The sequence below is a fragment of the Klebsiella sp. K47 genome, assembly GCF_051858335.1.
Classification (GTDB): Bacteria; Pseudomonadota; Gammaproteobacteria; order Enterobacterales; family Enterobacteriaceae; genus Klebsiella; species Klebsiella pneumoniae.
In genome coordinates, this window is the sequence record NZ_JBPYUI010000019.1 from 74622 (window position 1) to 93210 (window position 18589).

Below are 18589 nucleotides of genomic sequence, written 5' to 3' on the forward strand. Positions count from 1 at the left end.
GTGAGAAAAGGAAAACCTCACGACCAAACGTCGACGCGAAGGAAAATCTCCTCCGCGTCTGCGGTCGTTCGTCACACCAGAATCTGAAACAGCAGCGCAAAGAGAATGATGTTCGCCACCACGATTGCCCAGCCGTTATAAAGCATATATTTCAGATGAGTAGACTGCGCCAGCCCCATCTGGCCGAACATATCTGATGAGGGAAACGGCCCGAACCAGTCCACCTGGGATGAGGCCAGCAGCACGGCGGTGGTCCCCTGGGGCGGCACGCCGGCGGCCATCAGCATCGGGCCAAAGATTTTATGAGTAAAGGTCATCTGGGCCACCGCCGCACCGGGCACATGGCCGATAATATTGAACGCGAAGATGCTAAAGCACAGCCAGGCCGGGGAGATCCCCTCCAGCAGCGGTTGGGTATACTCCAGCAGCCCCTGATAGGCGTGCAGGCCATCCATCAGCTCAAGGATCGGGTTGTACAGCCAGTAGAGAATAAACATCCACACCAGGCGGCCGCAGCCGTGATACAGGGCCTGAAGGATCTGCGTCGGTCGCAGGCCGCCTACCAGGCCGGTCATCAGGGCCACCAGCAGCATCACGATTATCGCGAAGCTGAAGCCGGCTTTAATCACCACGCCAACGATCGCCATCACGATGATGGTCGCCGCGAAGGCCAGCGCGCTTAATTTACGCCGACGCTGCTGCGCGGCGCTGAGATCCTCTTGCGGCTTTTCCGCGAGATCGACGTCATAGCGCAGTTTGCCTTCGGTCATCTTCTGGATCCGTCCCGCCATTACCCAGCCGGCCAGCAGCGTGACCGCGCTCATCGGCAGACCAACGTACAGCAGATAATCCGGGTAGCTCAACCCACCGAGGCTGAGGATCGTCACGGTACTGGGGGTGAAAGGCCCGGTAAACAGCCCAACGGAACCGGCGGTCATCATCAGCGCGGCGACCGTTGGCGGCGTCAAGCGTACCGCTGCCGCCACCGGAATGATTACTGCCACGATAATGGCATTGCCACCGGCCATAGTGCCCAGCGAACCGCAAATTAAAATCGATGACGCCACAATGCCGAATTTCACCCGCGTCTGACTCGACAACCCGATGCGATGGACGACAAATTTTACCAGCTCAACCGCTGCGCCGGTGCGGGTGGCCACTTCCCCCACGCCGGCGCCGAGCATAATGATAAGCCCAACGGTGGCAATAAATGACCCGGTGGATTTCGCCAGCATCGTGCCCATTTCCGGCAGGCCGGTCGAGGTCATTATCATGGCGATAATAATCGAGGAGATGACCGCCAGCACAATATCAACGCCGATCAGCGATAATATCGCTAGCGCCACCAGCGGCGTAAATCCCAGCAGACCAAGCTCGCTGCCTGGTCGACCGTGGCACCACAGCGCGATCAACACGAACAGCAGCAATAACAGACCAATAATAACGTTTTTCCGCGTGATATTTTGTCTGACAGGCGCATTGCCTGTGAGCGTTGAGTCACTCATAACACTCCTTAATGCCAATCAATCCGACCATGATGGTCAGGTGGTGTATGGGGGCCTGCTCAGAAAATATCCTCCCTCTTTTTCATTATTGATTGGCCGCGGCCTGAGGGTTTGTTTGGGTACAAAGGAAACGATTCTGAGAGCGTAATATGCCGCCATTGGGCGGGGTCTACAGCACAAGATGTAACCAATGCGCTGATTGGTGATTAAATCTATGTTAACTTAGTGTTAGTAGAAAATGACTTTTTATCGGTAGGCTATAACCCTGAGTTAACTGTTCATGAAACTGCGTCATCTGGAAATCTTCTATGCCGTCATGACCTGCGGCTCTTTATCGCGGGCGGCGGAAGCGCTCAATATCTCCCAGCCCGCGGCCAGCAAAGCGTTAAAAAGCGCCGAAATGAAGCTGGGTTTTACCCTGTTTCAGCGGGTGCGCGGCAAGCTGCTGCCGACCAGCGAGGCGATCACACTTTTCGAAAAAGCGCAGAGCATTTATCAGGACCTGGACAACCTGCGCCTGCTGGCCGACAACCTGGCTCGCGATCCGCGCGCCAAGATCACTTTAGGCTGTCTGCCAAGCCTGGGGTTAAGCCTGGTGCCGGAGCTGGTGACCGACTTTTATCAGCAAAACAGCAACCTGGTGATGACGCTCACTACCGAGCACACCGAGACGCTGGTCAAAAAACTGGATTTGCGCGAGATAGATTTGGCGCTGACGCTACAGCCGGTGCAGCAGGGAGAGATCCTGACCACCCTGATTGCCGAAGTACCGCTGGTGTACATCGACCGTCATTATCGTCAGGGGGCGGTGGAGATCGACCAGATCGACCAGCAGCGCTGGATCTCGCCGGGACCGCACTCGCTCTCTGCCGCCATCGCCACCCGTCGCGACTTTTCCACCACCCGGCTAAACGTCCAGACCTACTATATGGCCACCGAGTTCGTGAAGCGCGGCATGGGCTGCAGCATCACTGATATCTTCTCCGCCCAGCACAACCTGGCCCCGGAGATGATCCATCCCATTACGCCGCCGATGGCGATTAACCTCTGTCTGTTACGCCGGGCCGACGTTTCCCTGAGCCCGATGGCGCAAAAGTTCGTCGATTTTCTCTGCCAGCGTCTGCGCCAGCAGCTCAAGGAGATTAACCTGCGGTTATACCCTGACCATAAAAAGTCAATTGCGCCGCTGGGGTAAATGCTTTGACATAACCCGATAAATTTATCAGCGGTGGATATATCGGGTTATGAACAAACGCATTGTCATTATCGGCGGCGGCGTGGTCGGTCTGGCCACGGCCTGGGAACTGATCAAGCGCGGCCATCAGGTGCAATTACTGGAGCGCAATGCCGAACCGGGCAGCGCCACCAGTTTTGCCAACGGCGGACAATTAAGTTACCGCTACGTCGCCCCCCTTGCCGACAGCGGCGTTCCCCTGCAGGGAATGAAATGGATGGGCAAAGCCGATTCGCCGCTGAATATGCGTCTCAGGATGTCTCTCCAGCAGTGGCGCTGGCTGCTGCAGTTTCTGCGCGCCTGTAATAACCAGACCAATAAAATGAATGGCGACCATATTTTACGCCTGTCGCTGCTCAGCCGTCAGGTCATGCAGGCGTGGCGGGATGAGGATAATCTTGCCGATTTCCACTGGCGGCGCAGCGGAAAATTAATTATCCATCGTCGCGAATATGATTTTAATAAAGCAGCAAAAGGGATTGATCCTCAGTATCAGCAGGCGCTGAATGCTGAAGCCTGCCTGCAGCTGGAGCCGGCGCTCAAACATATTAGTCCTTCTCTGCAGGGCGGAATCTATTCGCCAGGCGATGAAACGGCAGATTGTCATCAGTTCTGCCTTGCCCTGCTCGACAAGCTCAATGCCAGCAGCGACTTTAGCCTGCTGACCCAGTGTGAGGTGCGGCGACTCCATAAGCGCGGGGGACGCATCAGCAGCCTGGAGACCAGTCAGGGGACCCTCACCGGCGATGAGTATGTCGTCGCCGCCGGTAACGGCAGTGGTTCTCTGCTTGGGCATCTGGGGGTTCGCGTGCCGCTGTGCGCCCTGAAGGGGTACAGCCTGACCCTGCCCTATCCTGAAAAAGCAGGTATTGCCCCTGACATCAGCGTCACCGACTACGGGCACAAAATCGTTTATGCCCGCCTTGGCCAACAGCTGCGCATCGCGGCGATGGTGGACATCGGCTACGACGGCGACGAACTGCGCGAATGCCGCATTCAGGCGCTGAAGAACATCGTCGCCCGCAGCTTTCCTGAACTGGAGGGGCTGGACGAGGCCGAAGTCTGGACCGGCATGCGCCCGTCAACGCCAGCCGGCCCGCCGATGCTGGGACGCGCCAGCTACCCCAACCTGTGGATGAACCTCGGCCAGGGTAGCCTCGGCTTTACTCTCGCCGCCGGCAGCGCGGTGGTGCTGGGCGCGTTAATCGATAATCAGATGCCAGACATTTCTTTAGAAGGTCTCACATGGAAACAAACCGCATGACAATTATTCGCAATAATCCACAACCTCGTCTTTCCGCCAGCGTTGCGTATGGCGATCTGCTGTTCCTCTCCGGGCAGACGCCAAAAAGCAATGAAGACGATATCGTTTTACAAACCCGTGAAGTACTGGAGAAGATCGACGCGCTGCTGGCCGCAGCCGGGAGCGATAAGCAGCACATTCTCTCCGCGCAGATCTGGTTGAAAAATATCGAGCGTGACTTTGCCGCATTCAATGAGGTGTGGGTGCAATGGATGCCGGAAGGCTATAGCCCGGCACGAGCGGCCGTGCAGGCGGAGATGGCGCGACCAGAAATCCTGGTGGAGATCATGCTCACCGCCGTCAAAGCGTAAAGATTGACAGAAAAGAAAAAGGCCGCAATGCGGCCTTTTTAATTAGTTCAGATTATTTGTCTTTCGGCGACGCGTTTTCGACACGGCTTTTCAGCTTCTGACCGGGTCTGAAGGTCACCACGCGCCGGGCTGTAATGGGAATATCCTCCCCCGTCTTCGGGTTACGTCCCGGGCGTTGGTTTTTATCCCGCAAATCGAAGTTGCCGAACCCGGAGAGTTTGACCTGTTCTCCGTTTTCCAGAGCACGACGGATCTCTTCGAAAAACAACTCGACCAGTTCTTTGGCATCCCGCTTGCTAAGCCCAAGCTTATCAAACAGATATTCTGACATTTCAGCTTTTGTAAGCGCCATAGGTTCAATCCCTCAATGATGCCTGGAATCGCTCTTTTAATGCCTCTACACATCTGGCAACGGTAGCGGCAATCTCCTCTTCTTCGAGTGTACGGCTGGTATCCTGCAGGATCAGGCTAATCGCAAGGCTCTTATACCCTTCCGCCACACCCTTACCACGGTACACGTCAAATAAGTTTACGCCAACTACCTGATTTACGCCAACTTTCTTACATTCGGCTAAAACATCGGCGGCAGCCACGTTTTCCGCGACCAGCACCGCGATGTCGCGACGGTTCGCCGGGAAGCGGGAAATATCGCGCGCCTGAGGCACCACGCGGTCTGCGAGCTTGTTCCACTCCAGTTCGAACACCAGAGTGCGACCGTTCAGATCCAGTTTACGTTCCAGCTCAGGATGAACAACCCCAATGAAACCAATGCGTTCACCTTTAAGATAAATCGCTGCGGATTGTCCCGGATGCAGCGCGGTGGTCGCTTCAGCACGGAATTCGATATCCGCCAATTTTCCGGTTAAATCCAGAACGGCTTCCAGATCGCCTTTCAGATCATAGAAATCGACCGTCTCTTTCGCCAGTGTCCAGTGCTCTTCGTAGCGGTTGCCGCAGATCGCCCCGGCCAGCATCACATCCTGACGAATGCCCAGCGGCGCATTGGTGTCCGGCACAAAGCGCAGGCCGCTCTCAAAGATGCGCACCCGGCTCTGCTGACGGTTCTGGTTGTAGACCACGGTGCCCAGCAGGCCGGTCCACAGCGACAGGCGCATCGCCGACATTTCGCTGGAGATCGGGCTTGGCAGGATCAGCGCCTCTTCCCCGGCGTGGATCAGCTGCTGGACTTTCGGGTCGACGAAGCTGTAGGTGATCACTTCCTGATAGCCTTTGTCGTTCAGCAGCGTTTTCACGCGCTTCAGCGACAGGTCCGCTTCGCGGTGGGTTCCCATGATCAGACCCGCCTGCACCGGCTCGTCAGGAATGTTGTTGTAGCCGTAAACGCGAGCCACTTCTTCAACCAGATCTTCTTCGATCTCCATGTCGAAACGCCAGCTCGGCGCAACCGCCTGCCATTCGCCCTCGCCAACCGTCACTTCGCAGCCGAGGCGCTGCAGAATGTCGGTGACCTGCGCGTCAGCGATATGGTGGCCAATCAGGCGATCCAGCTTGCTGCGACGCAGCGTAATGGTGGCGCGTGTTGGTAGATTCTCTTTGCTGGTAACGTCAATGACCGGGCCGGCTTCACCGCCGCAGAGGTCGATCAGCAGACGGGTTGCACGCTCCAGCGCTTTATACTGCAGGGCCGGATCGACGCCGCGCTCATAGCGGTGAGAGGCATCGGTGTGCAGGCCATGACGGCGCGCGCGGCCGGTAATGGACAGCGGGCTGAAGAACGCGCATTCCAGCAGCACGTTTTGGGTTTCGTCGTTAACGCCGGAGTGTTCCCCGCCGAAGATCCCCCCCATCGCCAGCGCTTTGTTATGGTCTGCAATGACCAGCGTGTCGCTGTCGAGCTTTGCTTCAGAGCCATCGAGCAGGACCAGGGTTTCCCCTTCTTTCGCCATGCGCACCACGATCCCGCCTTCAATACGGTCGCGGTCAAAGGCGTGCATCGGCTGGCCCAGCTCAAGCAGCACATAGTTGGTCACGTCAACCACCGCGTCGATGGAGCGGATCCCGCAGCGGCGCAGCTTCTCTTTCATCCACAGCGGCGTCGGCGCTTTGACGTTGATACCTTTCACCACGCGCCCCAGATAGCGCGGGCAAGCCTGCGGCGCGTCAACCTGAATCGGCAGCACGTCGTCAATCGTCGCGGCAACCGGCGTGATTTCCGGCGCGTTCAGCGGCGCTTTGTTCAGGACAGCGACATCGCGCGCCACGCCAATGATGCCCAGGCAGTCGGCGCGGTTTGGCGTGACGCTGATTTCGATGGTGTTATCGTCAAGCTTGAGGTATTCGCGAATATCGGTGCCGATGGACGCATCTGCCGGCAGCTCGATGATACCGCTATGGTCGTCGGAAATACCCAGCTCGGAGAAGGAGCACAGCATCCCCTCAGACGGCTCGCCGCGCAACTTCGCGGCCTTGATTTTGAAATCGCCCGGCAGCACGGCGCCGATGGTGGCTACCGCGACCTTTAGCCCCTGACGGCAGTTTGGCGCGCCGCAGACGATGTCCAGCAGGCGTTCGCCGCCGACGTTGACTTTGGTGACGCGCAGTTTGTCGGCGTTCGGGTGCTGACCGCACTCCACCACTTCCCCGACTACGACGCCGTTGAAGCTGCCGGCGACCGGCTCAACGCCATCTACTTCGAGGCCCGCCATGGTGATCTGATCGGAAAGCGCTTCGCTGTCGATCGCCGGGTTAACCCATTCGCGTAACCACAGTTCACTGAATTTCATTGTTCTGTCCTGCCCTTATTTAAACTGTTTGAGGAAACGCAGATCGTTTTCGAAGAACGCGCGCAGATCGGTGACGCCATAGCGCAGCATGGTCAGACGCTCCATGCCCATGCCGAAGGCGAAGCCGGAGTAGACTTCCGGATCGATACCCACGTTACGCAGCACGTTCGGGTGCACCATCCCGCAGCCCAGCACTTCCAGCCATTTGCCGTTTTTACCCATCACGTCAACTTCCGCAGACGGTTCGGTGAACGGGAAGTAGGACGGACGGAAGCGGACCTGCAGATCTTCTTCAAAGAAGTTGTTCAGGAAGTCGTGCAGCGTCCCTTTCAGGTTGGTGAAGCTGATATTTTTATCAACGATCAGACCTTCCATCTGATGGAACATCGGGGTATGGGTCTGATCGTAGTCGTTACGATAGACGCGGCCCGGCGCGATAATACGGATAGGCGGCTGCTGGTTTTCCATGGTGCGGATCTGCACGCCGGAGGTCTGCGTACGCAGCAGGCGAGTGGCATCGAACCAGAAAGTGTCGTGGTCAGCGCGCGCCGGATGGTGACCCGGAATATTCAGCGCATCGAAGTTGTGGTAATCGTCTTCGATTTCCGGGCCCGTCGCCACGGTAAAGCCGAGCTCACCGAAGAAACTTTCAATACGGTCGATGGTGCGAGTAACCGGATGCAGGCCGCCGTTTTCAATGCGGCGACCCGGCAGCGAGACGTCAATGGTCTCTGCGGCCAGACGCGCATTCAGCGCTGCGCCTTCCAGTTCAGCTTTACGCGCGTTCAGCGCCTGCTGCACCTGCTCTTTCGCCTCGTTGATGACCGCACCGGCTGCCGGACGCTCTTCCGCCGGCAGCTCACGCAGGGTGGTCATTTGCAGGGTCAGATGCCCTTTTTTACCCAGGTATTCCACGCGGACGTTGTCCAGCGCAGCAACATCTGATGCCTCGTTAATGGCTGCCTTGGCACTGGCAACCAGCTCTGCGAGATGTGACATGGTTTTCCTCATTATGTCGGTGCAGACACCGGTTATAGTGAAATTAATATTCCGAATTCATATACGAAAAAAGCCTCCACAGGGGAGGCTTTCTGGCGCTGTTTTCCGTTTCTTCTTTCACGCGCAAGCCCCCTGAGTTCAGGTGCTAAAGTAAAAAAAGAAGCGGAAAATAGCAGCATTCATGCTTGCATTACCTTGTCTGGTAAGAAACGTCAGAGCTGTATTGAAAAGCCTGCGCCGATAAAAGTCAATGTATTGATGGTGTTGAAACGAAAAGAGGGAGACAAGCTCCCTCTTTCAACTGGCTTATGCCAGAGCTGCTTTCGCTTTTTCGACCAGAGCGGTGAACGCTACTTTGTCGAATACAGCGATGTCAGCCAGGATCTTACGGTCGATTTCAACAGAGGCTTTTTTCAGGCCATTGATGAATTTGCTGTAAGAAATACCGTTCTGACGTGCTGCTGCGTTGATACGTGCAATCCACAGTTGACGGAACTGACGTTTACGTTGACGACGGTCACGGTAAGCGTACTGACCAGCTTTGATAACAGCCTGGAAGGCAACGCGGTATACGCGAGAACGCGCACCGTAGTAGCCTTTAGCTTGTTTCAAAATTTTCTTGTGACGTGCACGTGCAATTACACCACGTTTTACGCGAGCCATGTGTGCTCTCCTGTATCTATTCTAAGTTAAAAAAGTTAAACGTTAACGACTTATGCGTACGGCAGGCACGCGATAACCAGGCCCAGATCGCCTTTGGAAACCATGGCTTTCGGACGCAGGTGACGTTTACGCTTGGTAGCTTTTTTAGTCAGAATGTGACGCAGGTTAGCGTGCTTGTGCTTAAAACCACCTTTACCGGTTTTTTTGAAGCGCTTAGCAGCACCGCGTACGGTCTTAATTTTTGGCATTTTAATAACTTCCACTTCGCATTGTTAATAAACGAAACAAAGGCGAACAAAACCAGTGAGCCGAAGCCCACCGGAAATGTTTCTTGATGGCCTTACTGTTTCTTCTTAGGAGCGAGCACCATGATCATCTGGCGGCCTTCGATCTTCGTTGGGAAGGATTCGACTACTGCCAGTTCAACCAGATCGTCTTTCACGCGGTTAAGCACTTCCATACCGATCTGCTGGTGGGCCATCTCACGACCGCGGAAACGCAGCGTGATCTTGGCCTTATCGCCATCTTCGAGAAAGCGAATCAGGCTGCGGAGTTTTACCTGATAGTCACCTTCATCAGTACCAGGGCGGAATTTAATTTCCTTAACCTGGATAACTTTCTGCTTCTTCTTCTGTTCCTTAGAAGACTTACTCTTTTCATAAAGGAACTTGCCGTAGTCCATGATACGACAAACTGGCGGCTCGGCGTTAGGGCTGATTTCAACTAAATCTACTCCAGCCTCTTCAGCCTTTTCGATAGCTTCTCTCAGACTCACAATTCCCAGCTGCTCACCTTCCAGACCTGTTAAGCGAACTTCCTGGGCGCGAATCTCGCCATTAATACGATTCGGACGTGCCGTTTGAACTCGTTTTCCGCCTTTAATACCTTATTCCTCCAGTTGTTGAAGACTGCGGCTGCGAATCTCTTGTTGCAGCTTCTCGATCACTTCATTTACGTCCATGCTGCCGAGGTCTTTACCGCGACGGGTGCGCACGGCCACTTTGCCGGCTTCGACTTCTTTGTCGCCACAGACCAACATATACGGGACACGACGTAAAGTGTGCTCGCGGATTTTAAAGCCAATCTTCTCATTTCTCAAGTCTGCTTTTACACGAATGCCCGCATTTTGTAGTTTACGCGTCAATTCGTTAACGTATTCAGCCTGAGAATCGGTAATATTCATGACCACTACCTGCACTGGTGCAATCCAGGTTGGGAAGAAGCCTGCGAACTCTTCGGTCAGGATGCCAATGAAGCGCTCCAGAGAACCGAGAATCGCACGGTGAATCATGACCGGCACCTGACGCTCGTTGTTTTCGCCCACATAGGAGGCGCTTAAACGCTGCGGCAGAGAAAAGTCCAGCTGTACGGTACCGCACTGCCATGCACGATCGAGGCAGTCATACAGGGTAAATTCAATTTTCGGGCCGTAGAACGCCCCTTCACCCAGTTGATATTCAAATGGGATGTTATTTTCTTCCAGCGCCACCGCCAGATCCGCTTCCGCGCGATCCCAGGTCTCGTCGCTACCGATACGTTTTTCCGGGCGAGTCGACAGTTTGACGACGATCTTCTCGAAGCCAAAGGTGCTATACATATCGTAGACCATACGAATACAGGCGTTCACTTCATCGCGAACCTGATCTTCAGTACAGAAGATATGCGCATCATCCTGGGTAAAGCCGCGCACGCGCATCAGACCATGCAGCGCGCCAGACGGTTCGTTACGGTGGCAGCTACCGAATTCCGCCATACGCAGCGGCAGGTCGCGGTAGGATTTCAGCCCCTGGTTGAAGATCTGCACGTGACCCGGGCAGTTCATCGGCTTGATACAGTATTCACGGTTCTCAGAAGAGGTGGTGAACATCGCATCTTTGTAGTTGTCCCAGTGGCCGGTTTTTTCCCACAGCACACGGTCCATCATGAACGGACCTTTTACTTCCTGATACTGGTACTCTTTCAGTTTAGAACGAACAAACGTTTCCAGTTCACGGAAGATGGTCCAGCCGTCATTGTGCCAGAACACCATCCCCGGCGCCTCTTCCTGCATGTGATACAGGTCGAGCTGCTTACCGATTTTACGGTGGTCACGCTTGGCGGCTTCTTCCAGACGCTGCAGGTAGGCATTCAGCGCTTTTTTATCTGCCCACGCGGTGCCGTAGATACGCTGCAACATTTTATTGTTGCTGTCGCCGCGCCAGTAGGCGCCGGCGGTTTTCATCAGCTTAAAGTGATGGCAGAAGCGCATGTTCGGTACGTGCGGACCGCGGCACATATCGATATATTCTTCATGATGATACAGGCCAGGCTTGTCATCATGGGCAATGTTTTCATCAAGAATAGAAACTTTATAGCTTTCGCCGCGTTTCACGAAGGTTTCACGCGCTTCATGCCAGCTCACTTTCTTCTTGATAACGTCGTAGTTTTTCTCGGCGAGCTCATGCATACGTTTTTCGAGCGCGTCGATATCTTCCTGGGTCAGGGTATGGTCGAGGTCTACGTCATAGTAGAAACCATTATCGACAACCGGACCGATAGCCATTTTGGTGTTGGGCCACAGCTGTTTGATGGCATGGCCTAACAGGTGCGCGCAGGAGTGACGAATGATCTCCAGCCCTTCTTCATCTTTCGCGGTGATGATAGAGAGAGTGGAATCGGATTCGATCGGGTCACAGGCGTCTACCAGTTCACCGTTTACCCGCCCGGCAATGGTGGCTTTCGCCAGGCCTGGACCGATATCCAGCGCGACATCCATCGGACTAACTGCGTGGTCAAAATGGCGTTGGCTGCCATCAGGAAGCGTAATTACAGGCATTTTATGTCCTTATTTGCAGTGGTGCCCCGCACGAAAGAGCACATACAAAACTATATAATCATAATTATCATCAGGTTAAGGCGCAGTTCCCGCTTCACTCTGCGAAAATAGGAGCACGACCGGAACGATCGCTCCCCCCTGCAACCGCCTGCTGATAACACCGGGGAGTAGTTTACACATCATTGGTACGTGATTAAAGCCGCGACAGCATAAATGATGGCGGAATGCGGAGAAAACAAGAGGGCCACGGATAAAAAAGCAGAATATAAGCGATGTGGCGCGGTAATATTGGCCAATGGCGCCGGACGATATTATTCGGACATGATAAAAGAGACGTGGAGATATTGCCTGCTGAATGTATACCGCGGGCCATTAAACCGGTACCACTTAACCCGGCTTATTAGACCGCTCGCGAAACGATAGCCTGCAATATTAAGACCACTCGCCGGCCACCAGCGTATGCACATTAAAGGCGTCGTTCATGGATTTTCCGGTGGTAGGGGCGCCGGGCGCAATATTCGAACCAGCCTCAACGTCAGAGGCTTTGGCGATACCTACCTGGGTATGATCCTGATGACCCGATGGCGGAACGGGCGTGGCGGCTGATGCGCCAAAAGAAAGCACGCACAGCGCCAGGGCTGCGATGGTATATCGATTGTTTTTCATGATGTTAATTCTCTTATTACGGAAAACAGACCGGGCAATGTCGCCCTCCGGTCAGTGGTTGTTAGTATAGATCCAGATCACATATTTGTCCGTCGAATATTTAGCTATTTGTGTCAAATAGAATGAATATTTGTCAGGCGCCCGTGAATAATGGAGAAAAAATGGAGGGCTATTTCCTTTTTACAAAAAGTAAAACGAACGGCCAGAAAAAATAATATCACTAATTGCTAAAACCAAAACGAACAGGCCGGGGAAAACCCGGCCTGAAATATTACATCTTATACCCGAGGGAGAGCGAGGTCCGGCGATCGGTATGCTCCGGCGCGGACGCAGGCGGCTCAGAGTTCCAGGTCACGTTGTAGGCGACCTTCAGGGCGAAATGGGCGTTAATCGCCACGTTTAACGCGCTCTCTGAGTTGACCGTGGTATCCTCGGCGCCGAACACCGATACCCCTTGCGAAAATTTGGCGTTATCGGTCATCTGCCAGGCCCAGGTACCCGAAGCATAACCCAGCGGCTGGGTATCAGTATCCCCGTCGGTATATTCGTCATAGCGAACGCCAGGACCGAATTCAAACCGCAGACTGTGCACCGGCCCGTTGAGGATCTGACGACCATAGCCCGCCGTCACAACATCGCGCTGTTGATAGCCGTTGTAGCGGTCAGTTAGCCAGCTACCCTGACCAAAGACATAGTTCATATCGGTCAGGTTGTAGCGGCTACGTCCGCCGACAGCATATTTTTCTGAGGATCGCTCATCATTGGACGATGTGTTGCTGGCGTTGCCCCACAGCGACCAGGCGGTGGTATTACCATACCAGGTCAGGGTGGAATCCGCCGTCATCGAAGAGCTCTTGGTGTTGCCGGACTGCGCCAGGTAGCCTGCGTTAACCACCCCTTCGAACGGTTTTTTGGCAGCGGAAGGGTCATCCATGACGGTAAATACAGAATCATCGGCCATTGCGCCAACAGACGCAAAAAGCCCCCCCGCCAGCATAACCGCTGCGGGTACTGTCTTTAAAAGCTTCATTATAACTCTCTAAAATACATTTTTTTAGGACAGTACAAATGATGAACAGGCATAATCTCGCCGGCTCATTGAATTTAGCGTCCGTACAACATAAAAGAGACCTGAGGGTCCCGGAAACTTTCGCGAGGATCGCGGAGTGCAGGTCCTAAGAAAGGTAGCAAATTATAAAAAAGCACGAATAACATAGCAATCACTTACTCTTTCGTTTTTTGAATAAGACAGCTCCGGAAACAATCTTTATTTCATAATGAAAATAGAGGCATCTTTGCAAAACTGTCAGGAACTGGACTTTCCCTCCCCGAGTCATCGTGCCATGCTTAAATTAACGACAGTCGCCGTATTAAGGAGGAGAAGGAATGACCAAAATTTACACGCTCACGCTGGCCCCCTCGCTGGATAGCGCCACGCAAACCCCACAGATCTACCCGGAAGGCAAACTTCGCTGCAGCGCGCCGGTATTTGAACCTGGCGGCGGCGGGATCAATGTGGCCCGCGCCGTGACCTTTCTCGGCGGCAAAGCCACCGCCATTTTCCCGGTCGGTGGCGCTACCGGCGAGCATCTTGCCGCCCTGCTGGCCGATGAGCAGGTGCCGGTCGAGACAGTCGAAACCCGCGACTGGACGCGGCAAAACCTGCACGTCCACGTGGCCGCCAGCGGCGAACAGTATCGCTTCGTTATGCCCGGCGCGGCACTGACGGACGATGAATTCCGCCGTCTGGAAGAGAAGGTTCTGACTATCGAACCCGGCTCTCTGCTGGTGGTCAGCGGCAGCCTGCCGCCAGGTATTAGCGTCGATAATCTGATGCAGCTGGTGAAAAATGCGCAACAGCAGGGACTGCGCTGCATCATTGACAGTTCCGGCGATGCGCTGGCCGCCGCGCTGGACGTCGGCAATATTGAGCTGGTGAAACCGAACCAGAAAGAGCTTAGCGCCCTCGTGCAGCGCGATCTCAGCCAACCCGATGACGTGCGCCTTGCCGCTCAGTCGTTGATCCAGTCCGGTAAAGTGCGCCGGGTGGTGGTCTCCCTGGGTCCGCAGGGGGCATTAGGCGTGGACGCCAGCGGCAGCGTTCAGGTAGTGCCGCCACCGATGAAAAGCCAGAGCACCGTCGGCGCTGGCGACAGCATGGTGGGCGCCATGACCTTGCGTCTGGCGGAAAACGCCAGCCTTGAAGACATGGTACGCTTTGGCGTCGCCGCCGGTAGCGCCGCGACCATCAACCAGGGCACCCGCCTCTGCTCGCGGGCCAATACGCAAAAAATCTATGATTATCTCTGCGGGCGTTGATCTTCCCTGCCCCCTCCGCGCCGGCGGAGGGGAATCACAATATAAGCAGAATGGTCTATGCTGGAAAGGCCATGCATAACAACGGGGTGTAGAGATGAGCAATGAGATTACCGCCTGGGTCGTCAGCGTGACCTTCCATGAACAGGCGCTGACGGAGATCAATGAGGTAAGCAACCATTTTACCCGTGCCGGGTTTGTACTGACGCTTAATGATGAAGAGGGCACGCCCCATGAGCTGGGTACCAACACCTTCGGCCTGCTGAGCGGCCAGACGGCCGAGGAAGTTAAGGCCCTCAGCGCCGGCCTGGCGGAAGCGGCCCTTGGCCGCCCGGCGGAAATCGCTGTGGCCACATTCGCCGAGTGGTTAAAAGCTCAATAAGTGCGTTTAGCGCAACGGAAAGCGTCAGTTGTGCGTCAGTTCCAGGTTTACCCGGTAGTAATGCGCTAACCTTATGATATGGTGGAAAACATGGGGAGAGACAGCATGTGGCAAGCAATCAGTACTCTTTTACGCGATTGGCATACCGAAGACGCTGAAATCGAACTGAAAACCGAGCTGCCCGGTGGAGAGATCCATTCCGCCTGGCATTTACGCTTCGGCGGGAAAGATTACTTCGTGAAATGCGACGAACGGGAACTTCTGCCTATCTTCACCGCCGAGTCCGATCAGCTGGAGCTGCTGTCGCGAAGCAAAACCGTTCGCGTACCGCAGGTCTTTGCCGTCGGCAGCGATCGCGACTATAGCTTCGTGGTCATGGAGTACCTCCCTCCCCGTCCGCTGGATGCGCACAATGCGTTTCTGCTTGGCCAGCAGCTAGCCCACCTCCATCAGTGGAGCGATCAGCCGCAGTTCGGTCTGGATTTTGATAACGATCTTTCCACCACGCCGCAGCCCAACGCCTGGCAGCGTCGCTGGTCGGTTTTTTTTGCCGAGCAGCGTATCGGCTGGCAGCTGGAGCTCGCGGCGGAGAAGGGATTGCACTTTGGCGATATCGATACCTTAGTCGATATGGTACAGCAGCGACTGGCCAACCATCAGCCGCAGCCTTCGCTGCTGCACGGGGATCTGTGGTCCGGCAACTGCGCCTTAGGGCCGGATGGCCCCTATATATTCGATCCCGCCTGCTACTGGGGCGACCGCGAGTGCGATTTAGCCATGCTGCCGATGCATCCGGAACAGCCCCCGCAAATCTATGACGGCTATCAGTCCGTTTCGCCTCTGCCGTCGGGTTTTCTCGATCGTCAGCCGATTTATCAGCTTTATACTCTGCTGAACAGAGCGATTTTGTTTGGCGGCCAGCACCTGGTAACGGCCCAGCAGGCGCTGGATGATGTATTGATGGAGAAAATGCGTTAAACAAGCTTCACGGCGGACCTTGCCGGTCCGCCGCAGCGTTTTATCAGTTAATCTCGACGCCGTTCAGGCGGAATTTGATGGTCATCGTTACGCCGGTACCCGGTCTTCCCTGCTGATAACGCCATCTGCGCATCGCGCTTTTCACCTCGCGTTCGAACATATTCGCCGGCTGAGCAGAGAGGATCTGCAGATTATCAATGCGGCCATCAGGCGAAACGTCAAACTTCACCCGTACCGTACCTTCTATGCGCAGCGCCTGAGCGCGCGCCGGATAGGACGGCTGAACGCGGCTGATCGCCCGCGGGCCGCTTGGAGCAGTAACGGTGGGTTTAGCCGCTGCGGTCGAGGTGCTTGGCGCTGTACGCGCCGGCGCCGTATTGTTGTTTTCAAACGGCGAGGCCGGACGCGGCTCTGCAGCCGGCTTCACTTCCCGCTTCGGCTGTTCAACCTTTTTCTCCGGCTTAGGCTTGGGTTTAGGTTTGGGCTTCGGCTTAGGTTCCGGTTTATGGATCACCACCGGCGCCTCTTTCGGCGGTTCAGGCACTACCTCTGGCTCCGGCTCAGGTTCGGGTTCAACAACGGGCTCCACGACAGGCTGCGCCGCCGGAGGCGGCTCAAGATCGGCCGGCGCCACCATTGTGATCTCTATCGGCTGCGTCGGAGAAGGCTGTTCAATAACCTGATGTACCGAGGTATAAAGCAGCCCCGCCACAACGGCACCGTGGATAGCCACGGACAGCAGCGTTGGCCACGGAAAGCGGCGAGGTAAATCAAGGGTCATTGCGCTCATAGTCGTTTCTGTTGAAAAATGATGCTCCGATTTTAAATGCAAATAGCAATCATATTCAATAAGGCGTCTTAACCTGAGTCAATTTTTGCCGCCATTTGCAGAAAAAAGCTGCGTCGGCAGTGCTTTCCACTCCAGAGCGCATCTTTGCATTGCAGTCCATCGCTGTTTAACTTAACGTAATTCGCCTGATTATTGATAAGGAGCTTTGCCGTGCTTTACGTTATCTACGCTGAAGATATCGCCGATTCTCTGGAAAAGCGGCTGTCGGTTCGCCCCGCGCATCTCGCGCGTTTACAACTCTTACACGATGAAGGCCGACTGCTTACCGCCGGGCCAATGCCGGCCGTTGACAGTAACGAACCGGGCGCAGCAGGATTCAGCGGCTCAACGGTGATTGCCGAGTTTGAATCGCTGGAAGCGGCCCAGGCCTGGGCCAATGACGATCCGTATATCGCCGCCGGGGTTTACCGCCAGGTCTCTGTTAAGCCATACAAAAAGGTTTTTTGAAAATACCCTTTCCTTTTTCTGGCTAACCACAAAAACACCCAGGTCATCAGAATGAAGGGCGCATTTTGGTACACAACATTGAAATGTCGCCCTTTTTAACCTCGTGAAAGCGTTGACTGTTATCCGCCTGAGAAGCCTGGAAGATGAGCACGCTCCTTCTCCTGCTACCCCATCATCGACCATCGCCTCGCTTTTTTCGGCAATAGAAAATGCTGACAAAACATCGACGCCGCGCGTGATAGTGAATTACTAATACCTTGTGTAAGGCTGTTAGGGAGGATCGCGTTGTTATTTAGCGCTTGCATTTAATGTCAGCACATCCTGATATAGCCCTATAAATCTACAGTGCAATAGAAAGAAAATAATTACTGAAAGATAGTTGCTTCCCGACAGGCATGAAAGCCCGAAAAAAATATTATTGGGCATCCACTGCGGATGCCGCGGAACCGAACGTAGCCCCTCTTGCTATATTCAGGACCGTAGCCGCTTGAAAGCACGTGGAAATAACACCCCTGCAGACAAAGGTTTACCTGGCAGGCATAAAGGGATATTAACTACGCTGCCAGCGTTAAGTTGCTGAGCATCATTTTTAAAGCCTATTAATTTCGTTGCGTAAACTTCACGCAGAGTGATAGTAGGGGCATCACTGCTTGATTAAAAAATTTGAAAGGGAATAACAAATGTTTTCAATAAGCCCTGTATTTTTTTGGGCTAACATTTATGTACCTGCCGATTTTGAGGATTATTGTGTGAATACCCTGAAAAAAACCGCATTGCTTTCTGTACTTGCCTTATATATTCCTGTGTCGCAAGCCGCGGCTAAGGAATACAGTCTTGATCCACAGCATACCTCGGTTGTGATCTCCTGGAACCATTTCGGCTTCTCAAACCCTACCGCCTATATCTCTGATGTTTCAGGGAAACTGGCCTTTGATAAAGAGAATCCGGAGAAATCCTCGGTGAACGTCACGCTGCCAGTGAAAACCATTGACGCTCACGTCAAGGCGTTAACGGATGAGTTTTTAGGCAAAGAGTATTTTGATGTTAAAACGTTTCCCAACGCCACTTTCCAGAGTACCAAAGTGGAAAGCAAAGGCGACAATAAATATGATGTGGAAGGTAATTTGACCATTAAAGGCATCACCAAACCGGTGGTCCTGCATGCCGTCCTGAATAAGCAGGATATGCACCCAATGGTGAAAAAAGAGGCCATTGGATTTGATGCCACCGGGGTGATAAAACGTTCAGACTTTAAGCTTGATAAATATGTGCCGGCGGTAAGTGATAACGTCACCATCACGTTATCCACGGAAGCCTATGCAAAATAAGTAAAAGCTGGCGCAACGATTGCGTTTTATTCAGGATGCTTATTGCAT

At 54.3% G+C, this 18589-nt stretch carries 21 protein-coding genes and 1 other annotated feature; of the genes, 9 read left to right on the forward strand and 12 right to left on the reverse strand.

The window, feature by feature from the left end:
* Positions 1-71: 71 nt before the first annotated feature.
* On the reverse strand, positions 72-1505 hold the full coding sequence (locus tag RRF55_RS18335) for a gluconate:proton symporter (RefSeq protein WP_004184568.1): 1434 nt from the start codon (positions 1503-1505) through the stop codon (positions 72-74).
* Positions 1506-1785: 280 nt separating this feature from the next.
* On the opposite strand from RRF55_RS18335, the gene RRF55_RS18340 reads away from it, so the two are divergent.
* Genes RRF55_RS18340 through RRF55_RS18350 form a run of 3 tightly spaced genes read left to right on the forward strand, consistent with a single transcriptional unit; the run spans position 1786 to position 4353 of the window.
* Positions 1786-2700 (forward strand): LysR family transcriptional regulator, encoded by a 915-nt coding sequence (locus tag RRF55_RS18340; protein WP_002909089.1) that lies wholly within the window; start codon positions 1786-1788, stop codon positions 2698-2700.
* Between the two features lie 37 nt (positions 2701-2737).
* Positions 2738-4003: a D-amino acid dehydrogenase gene (locus RRF55_RS18345; RefSeq protein WP_323055136.1), complete on the forward strand. Its 1266-nt coding sequence runs from the start codon at positions 2738-2740 to the stop codon at positions 4001-4003.
* Positions 4000-4353: a RidA family protein gene (locus RRF55_RS18350; RefSeq protein ID WP_021440321.1), complete on the forward strand. Its 354-nt coding sequence runs from the start codon at positions 4000-4002 to the stop codon at positions 4351-4353. Before RRF55_RS18345 ends, RRF55_RS18350 begins: the two co-directional genes overlap by 4 nt.
* A gap of 52 nt (positions 4354-4405) precedes the next feature.
* Here RRF55_RS18350 and ihfA read toward each other — a convergent pair whose 3' ends face one another.
* The 10 genes from ihfA to RRF55_RS18400 all read right to left on the reverse strand — a co-directional run bounded on the left by ihfA (position 4406) and on the right by RRF55_RS18400 (position 13270).
* Positions 4406-4705: an integration host factor subunit alpha gene (gene ihfA, locus RRF55_RS18355; protein WP_002909098.1), complete on the reverse strand. Its 300-nt coding sequence runs from the start codon at positions 4703-4705 to the stop codon at positions 4406-4408.
* A gap of 4 nt (positions 4706-4709) precedes the next feature.
* Positions 4710-7097, reverse strand: coding sequence for a phenylalanine--tRNA ligase subunit beta (gene pheT, locus RRF55_RS18360; RefSeq protein ID WP_064153503.1), 2388 nt, complete (start codon positions 7095-7097; stop codon positions 4710-4712).
* Positions 7098-7112: 15 nt separating this feature from the next.
* Entirely contained in the window at positions 7113-8096 is a 984-nt protein-coding gene (gene pheS / locus RRF55_RS18365) for a phenylalanine--tRNA ligase subunit alpha (RefSeq protein WP_020802654.1), read from the reverse strand.
* Between the two features lie 63 nt (positions 8097-8159).
* Positions 8160-8284, reverse strand: a sequence feature (Phe leader region).
* On the reverse strand, positions 8235-8279 hold the full coding sequence (gene pheM / locus RRF55_RS18370; protein ID WP_001386830.1) for a pheST operon leader peptide PheM: 45 nt from the start codon (positions 8277-8279) through the stop codon (positions 8235-8237). It overlaps the preceding feature by 45 nt.
* Before the next feature lie 118 nt (positions 8285-8402).
* The gene (gene rplT, locus RRF55_RS18375) at positions 8403-8759 is read right to left on the reverse strand and encodes a 50S ribosomal protein L20 (RefSeq protein ID WP_000124850.1); all 357 of its coding nucleotides are present in this window, start codon (positions 8757-8759) and stop codon (positions 8403-8405) included.
* Between the two features lie 50 nt (positions 8760-8809).
* Entirely contained in the window at positions 8810-9007 is a 198-nt protein-coding gene (gene rpmI / locus RRF55_RS18380) for a 50S ribosomal protein L35 (RefSeq protein ID WP_001124225.1), read from the reverse strand.
* A gap of 92 nt (positions 9008-9099) precedes the next feature.
* Positions 9100-9642, reverse strand: a complete 543-nt coding sequence (gene infC / locus RRF55_RS18385) for a translation initiation factor IF-3 (RefSeq protein ID WP_004189469.1) — start codon at positions 9640-9642, stop codon at positions 9100-9102.
* A gap of 3 nt (positions 9643-9645) precedes the next feature.
* Positions 9646-11574, reverse strand: a complete 1929-nt coding sequence (thrS, locus tag RRF55_RS18390) for a threonine--tRNA ligase (RefSeq protein ID WP_002910026.1) — start codon at positions 11572-11574, stop codon at positions 9646-9648.
* A gap of 432 nt (positions 11575-12006) precedes the next feature.
* Entirely contained in the window at positions 12007-12240 is a 234-nt protein-coding gene (locus RRF55_RS18395; RefSeq protein WP_002910028.1) for a hypothetical protein, read from the reverse strand.
* Between the two features lie 271 nt (positions 12241-12511).
* Complete coding sequence (locus RRF55_RS18400) at positions 12512-13270, reverse strand: DUF481 domain-containing protein (protein WP_002910030.1); 759 nt, start codon at positions 13268-13270, stop codon at positions 12512-12514.
* Positions 13271-13626: 356 nt separating this feature from the next.
* Here RRF55_RS18400 and pfkB point away from each other — a divergent pair, with 356 nt between their 5' ends.
* The 3 genes from pfkB to RRF55_RS18415 all read left to right on the forward strand — a co-directional run bounded on the left by pfkB (position 13627) and on the right by RRF55_RS18415 (position 15916).
* Complete coding sequence (pfkB, locus tag RRF55_RS18405) at positions 13627-14559, forward strand: 6-phosphofructokinase II (protein WP_004145382.1); 933 nt, start codon at positions 13627-13629, stop codon at positions 14557-14559.
* Between the two features lie 94 nt (positions 14560-14653).
* Positions 14654-14938, forward strand: coding sequence for a type V toxin-antitoxin system endoribonuclease antitoxin GhoS (gene ghoS, locus RRF55_RS18410; RefSeq protein ID WP_002910033.1), 285 nt, complete (start codon positions 14654-14656; stop codon positions 14936-14938).
* A gap of 105 nt (positions 14939-15043) precedes the next feature.
* Positions 15044-15916: a fructosamine kinase family protein gene (locus RRF55_RS18415; protein ID WP_002910036.1), complete on the forward strand. Its 873-nt coding sequence runs from the start codon at positions 15044-15046 to the stop codon at positions 15914-15916.
* A gap of 43 nt (positions 15917-15959) precedes the next feature.
* On the opposite strand, the gene tonB is transcribed toward RRF55_RS18415, so the two are convergent.
* Positions 15960-16706 (reverse strand): TonB system transport protein TonB, encoded by a 747-nt coding sequence (tonB, locus tag RRF55_RS18420; protein WP_004145385.1) that lies wholly within the window; start codon positions 16704-16706, stop codon positions 15960-15962.
* 210 nt (positions 16707-16916) lie between these two features.
* Here tonB and RRF55_RS18425 point away from each other — a divergent pair, with 210 nt between their 5' ends.
* The 3 genes from RRF55_RS18425 (at position 16917) to RRF55_RS18435 (ending at position 18541) form a co-directional block, all read left to right on the forward strand.
* Positions 16917-17213 carry a YciI family protein gene (locus tag RRF55_RS18425; protein WP_002910042.1) on the forward strand — a complete coding sequence of 99 codons (297 nt, stop codon included), beginning with the start codon at positions 16917-16919 and terminating at the stop codon, positions 17211-17213.
* A gap of 112 nt (positions 17214-17325) precedes the next feature.
* Positions 17326-17466, forward strand: a complete 141-nt coding sequence (locus RRF55_RS18430; RefSeq protein ID WP_032103891.1) for a hypothetical protein — start codon at positions 17326-17328, stop codon at positions 17464-17466.
* A gap of 427 nt (positions 17467-17893) precedes the next feature.
* A complete protein-coding gene (locus RRF55_RS18435; RefSeq protein ID WP_072196945.1) occupies positions 17894-18541 on the forward strand; it encodes a YceI family protein in 648 nt (215 codons plus the stop codon).
* Positions 18542-18589 lie beyond the last annotated feature (48 nt).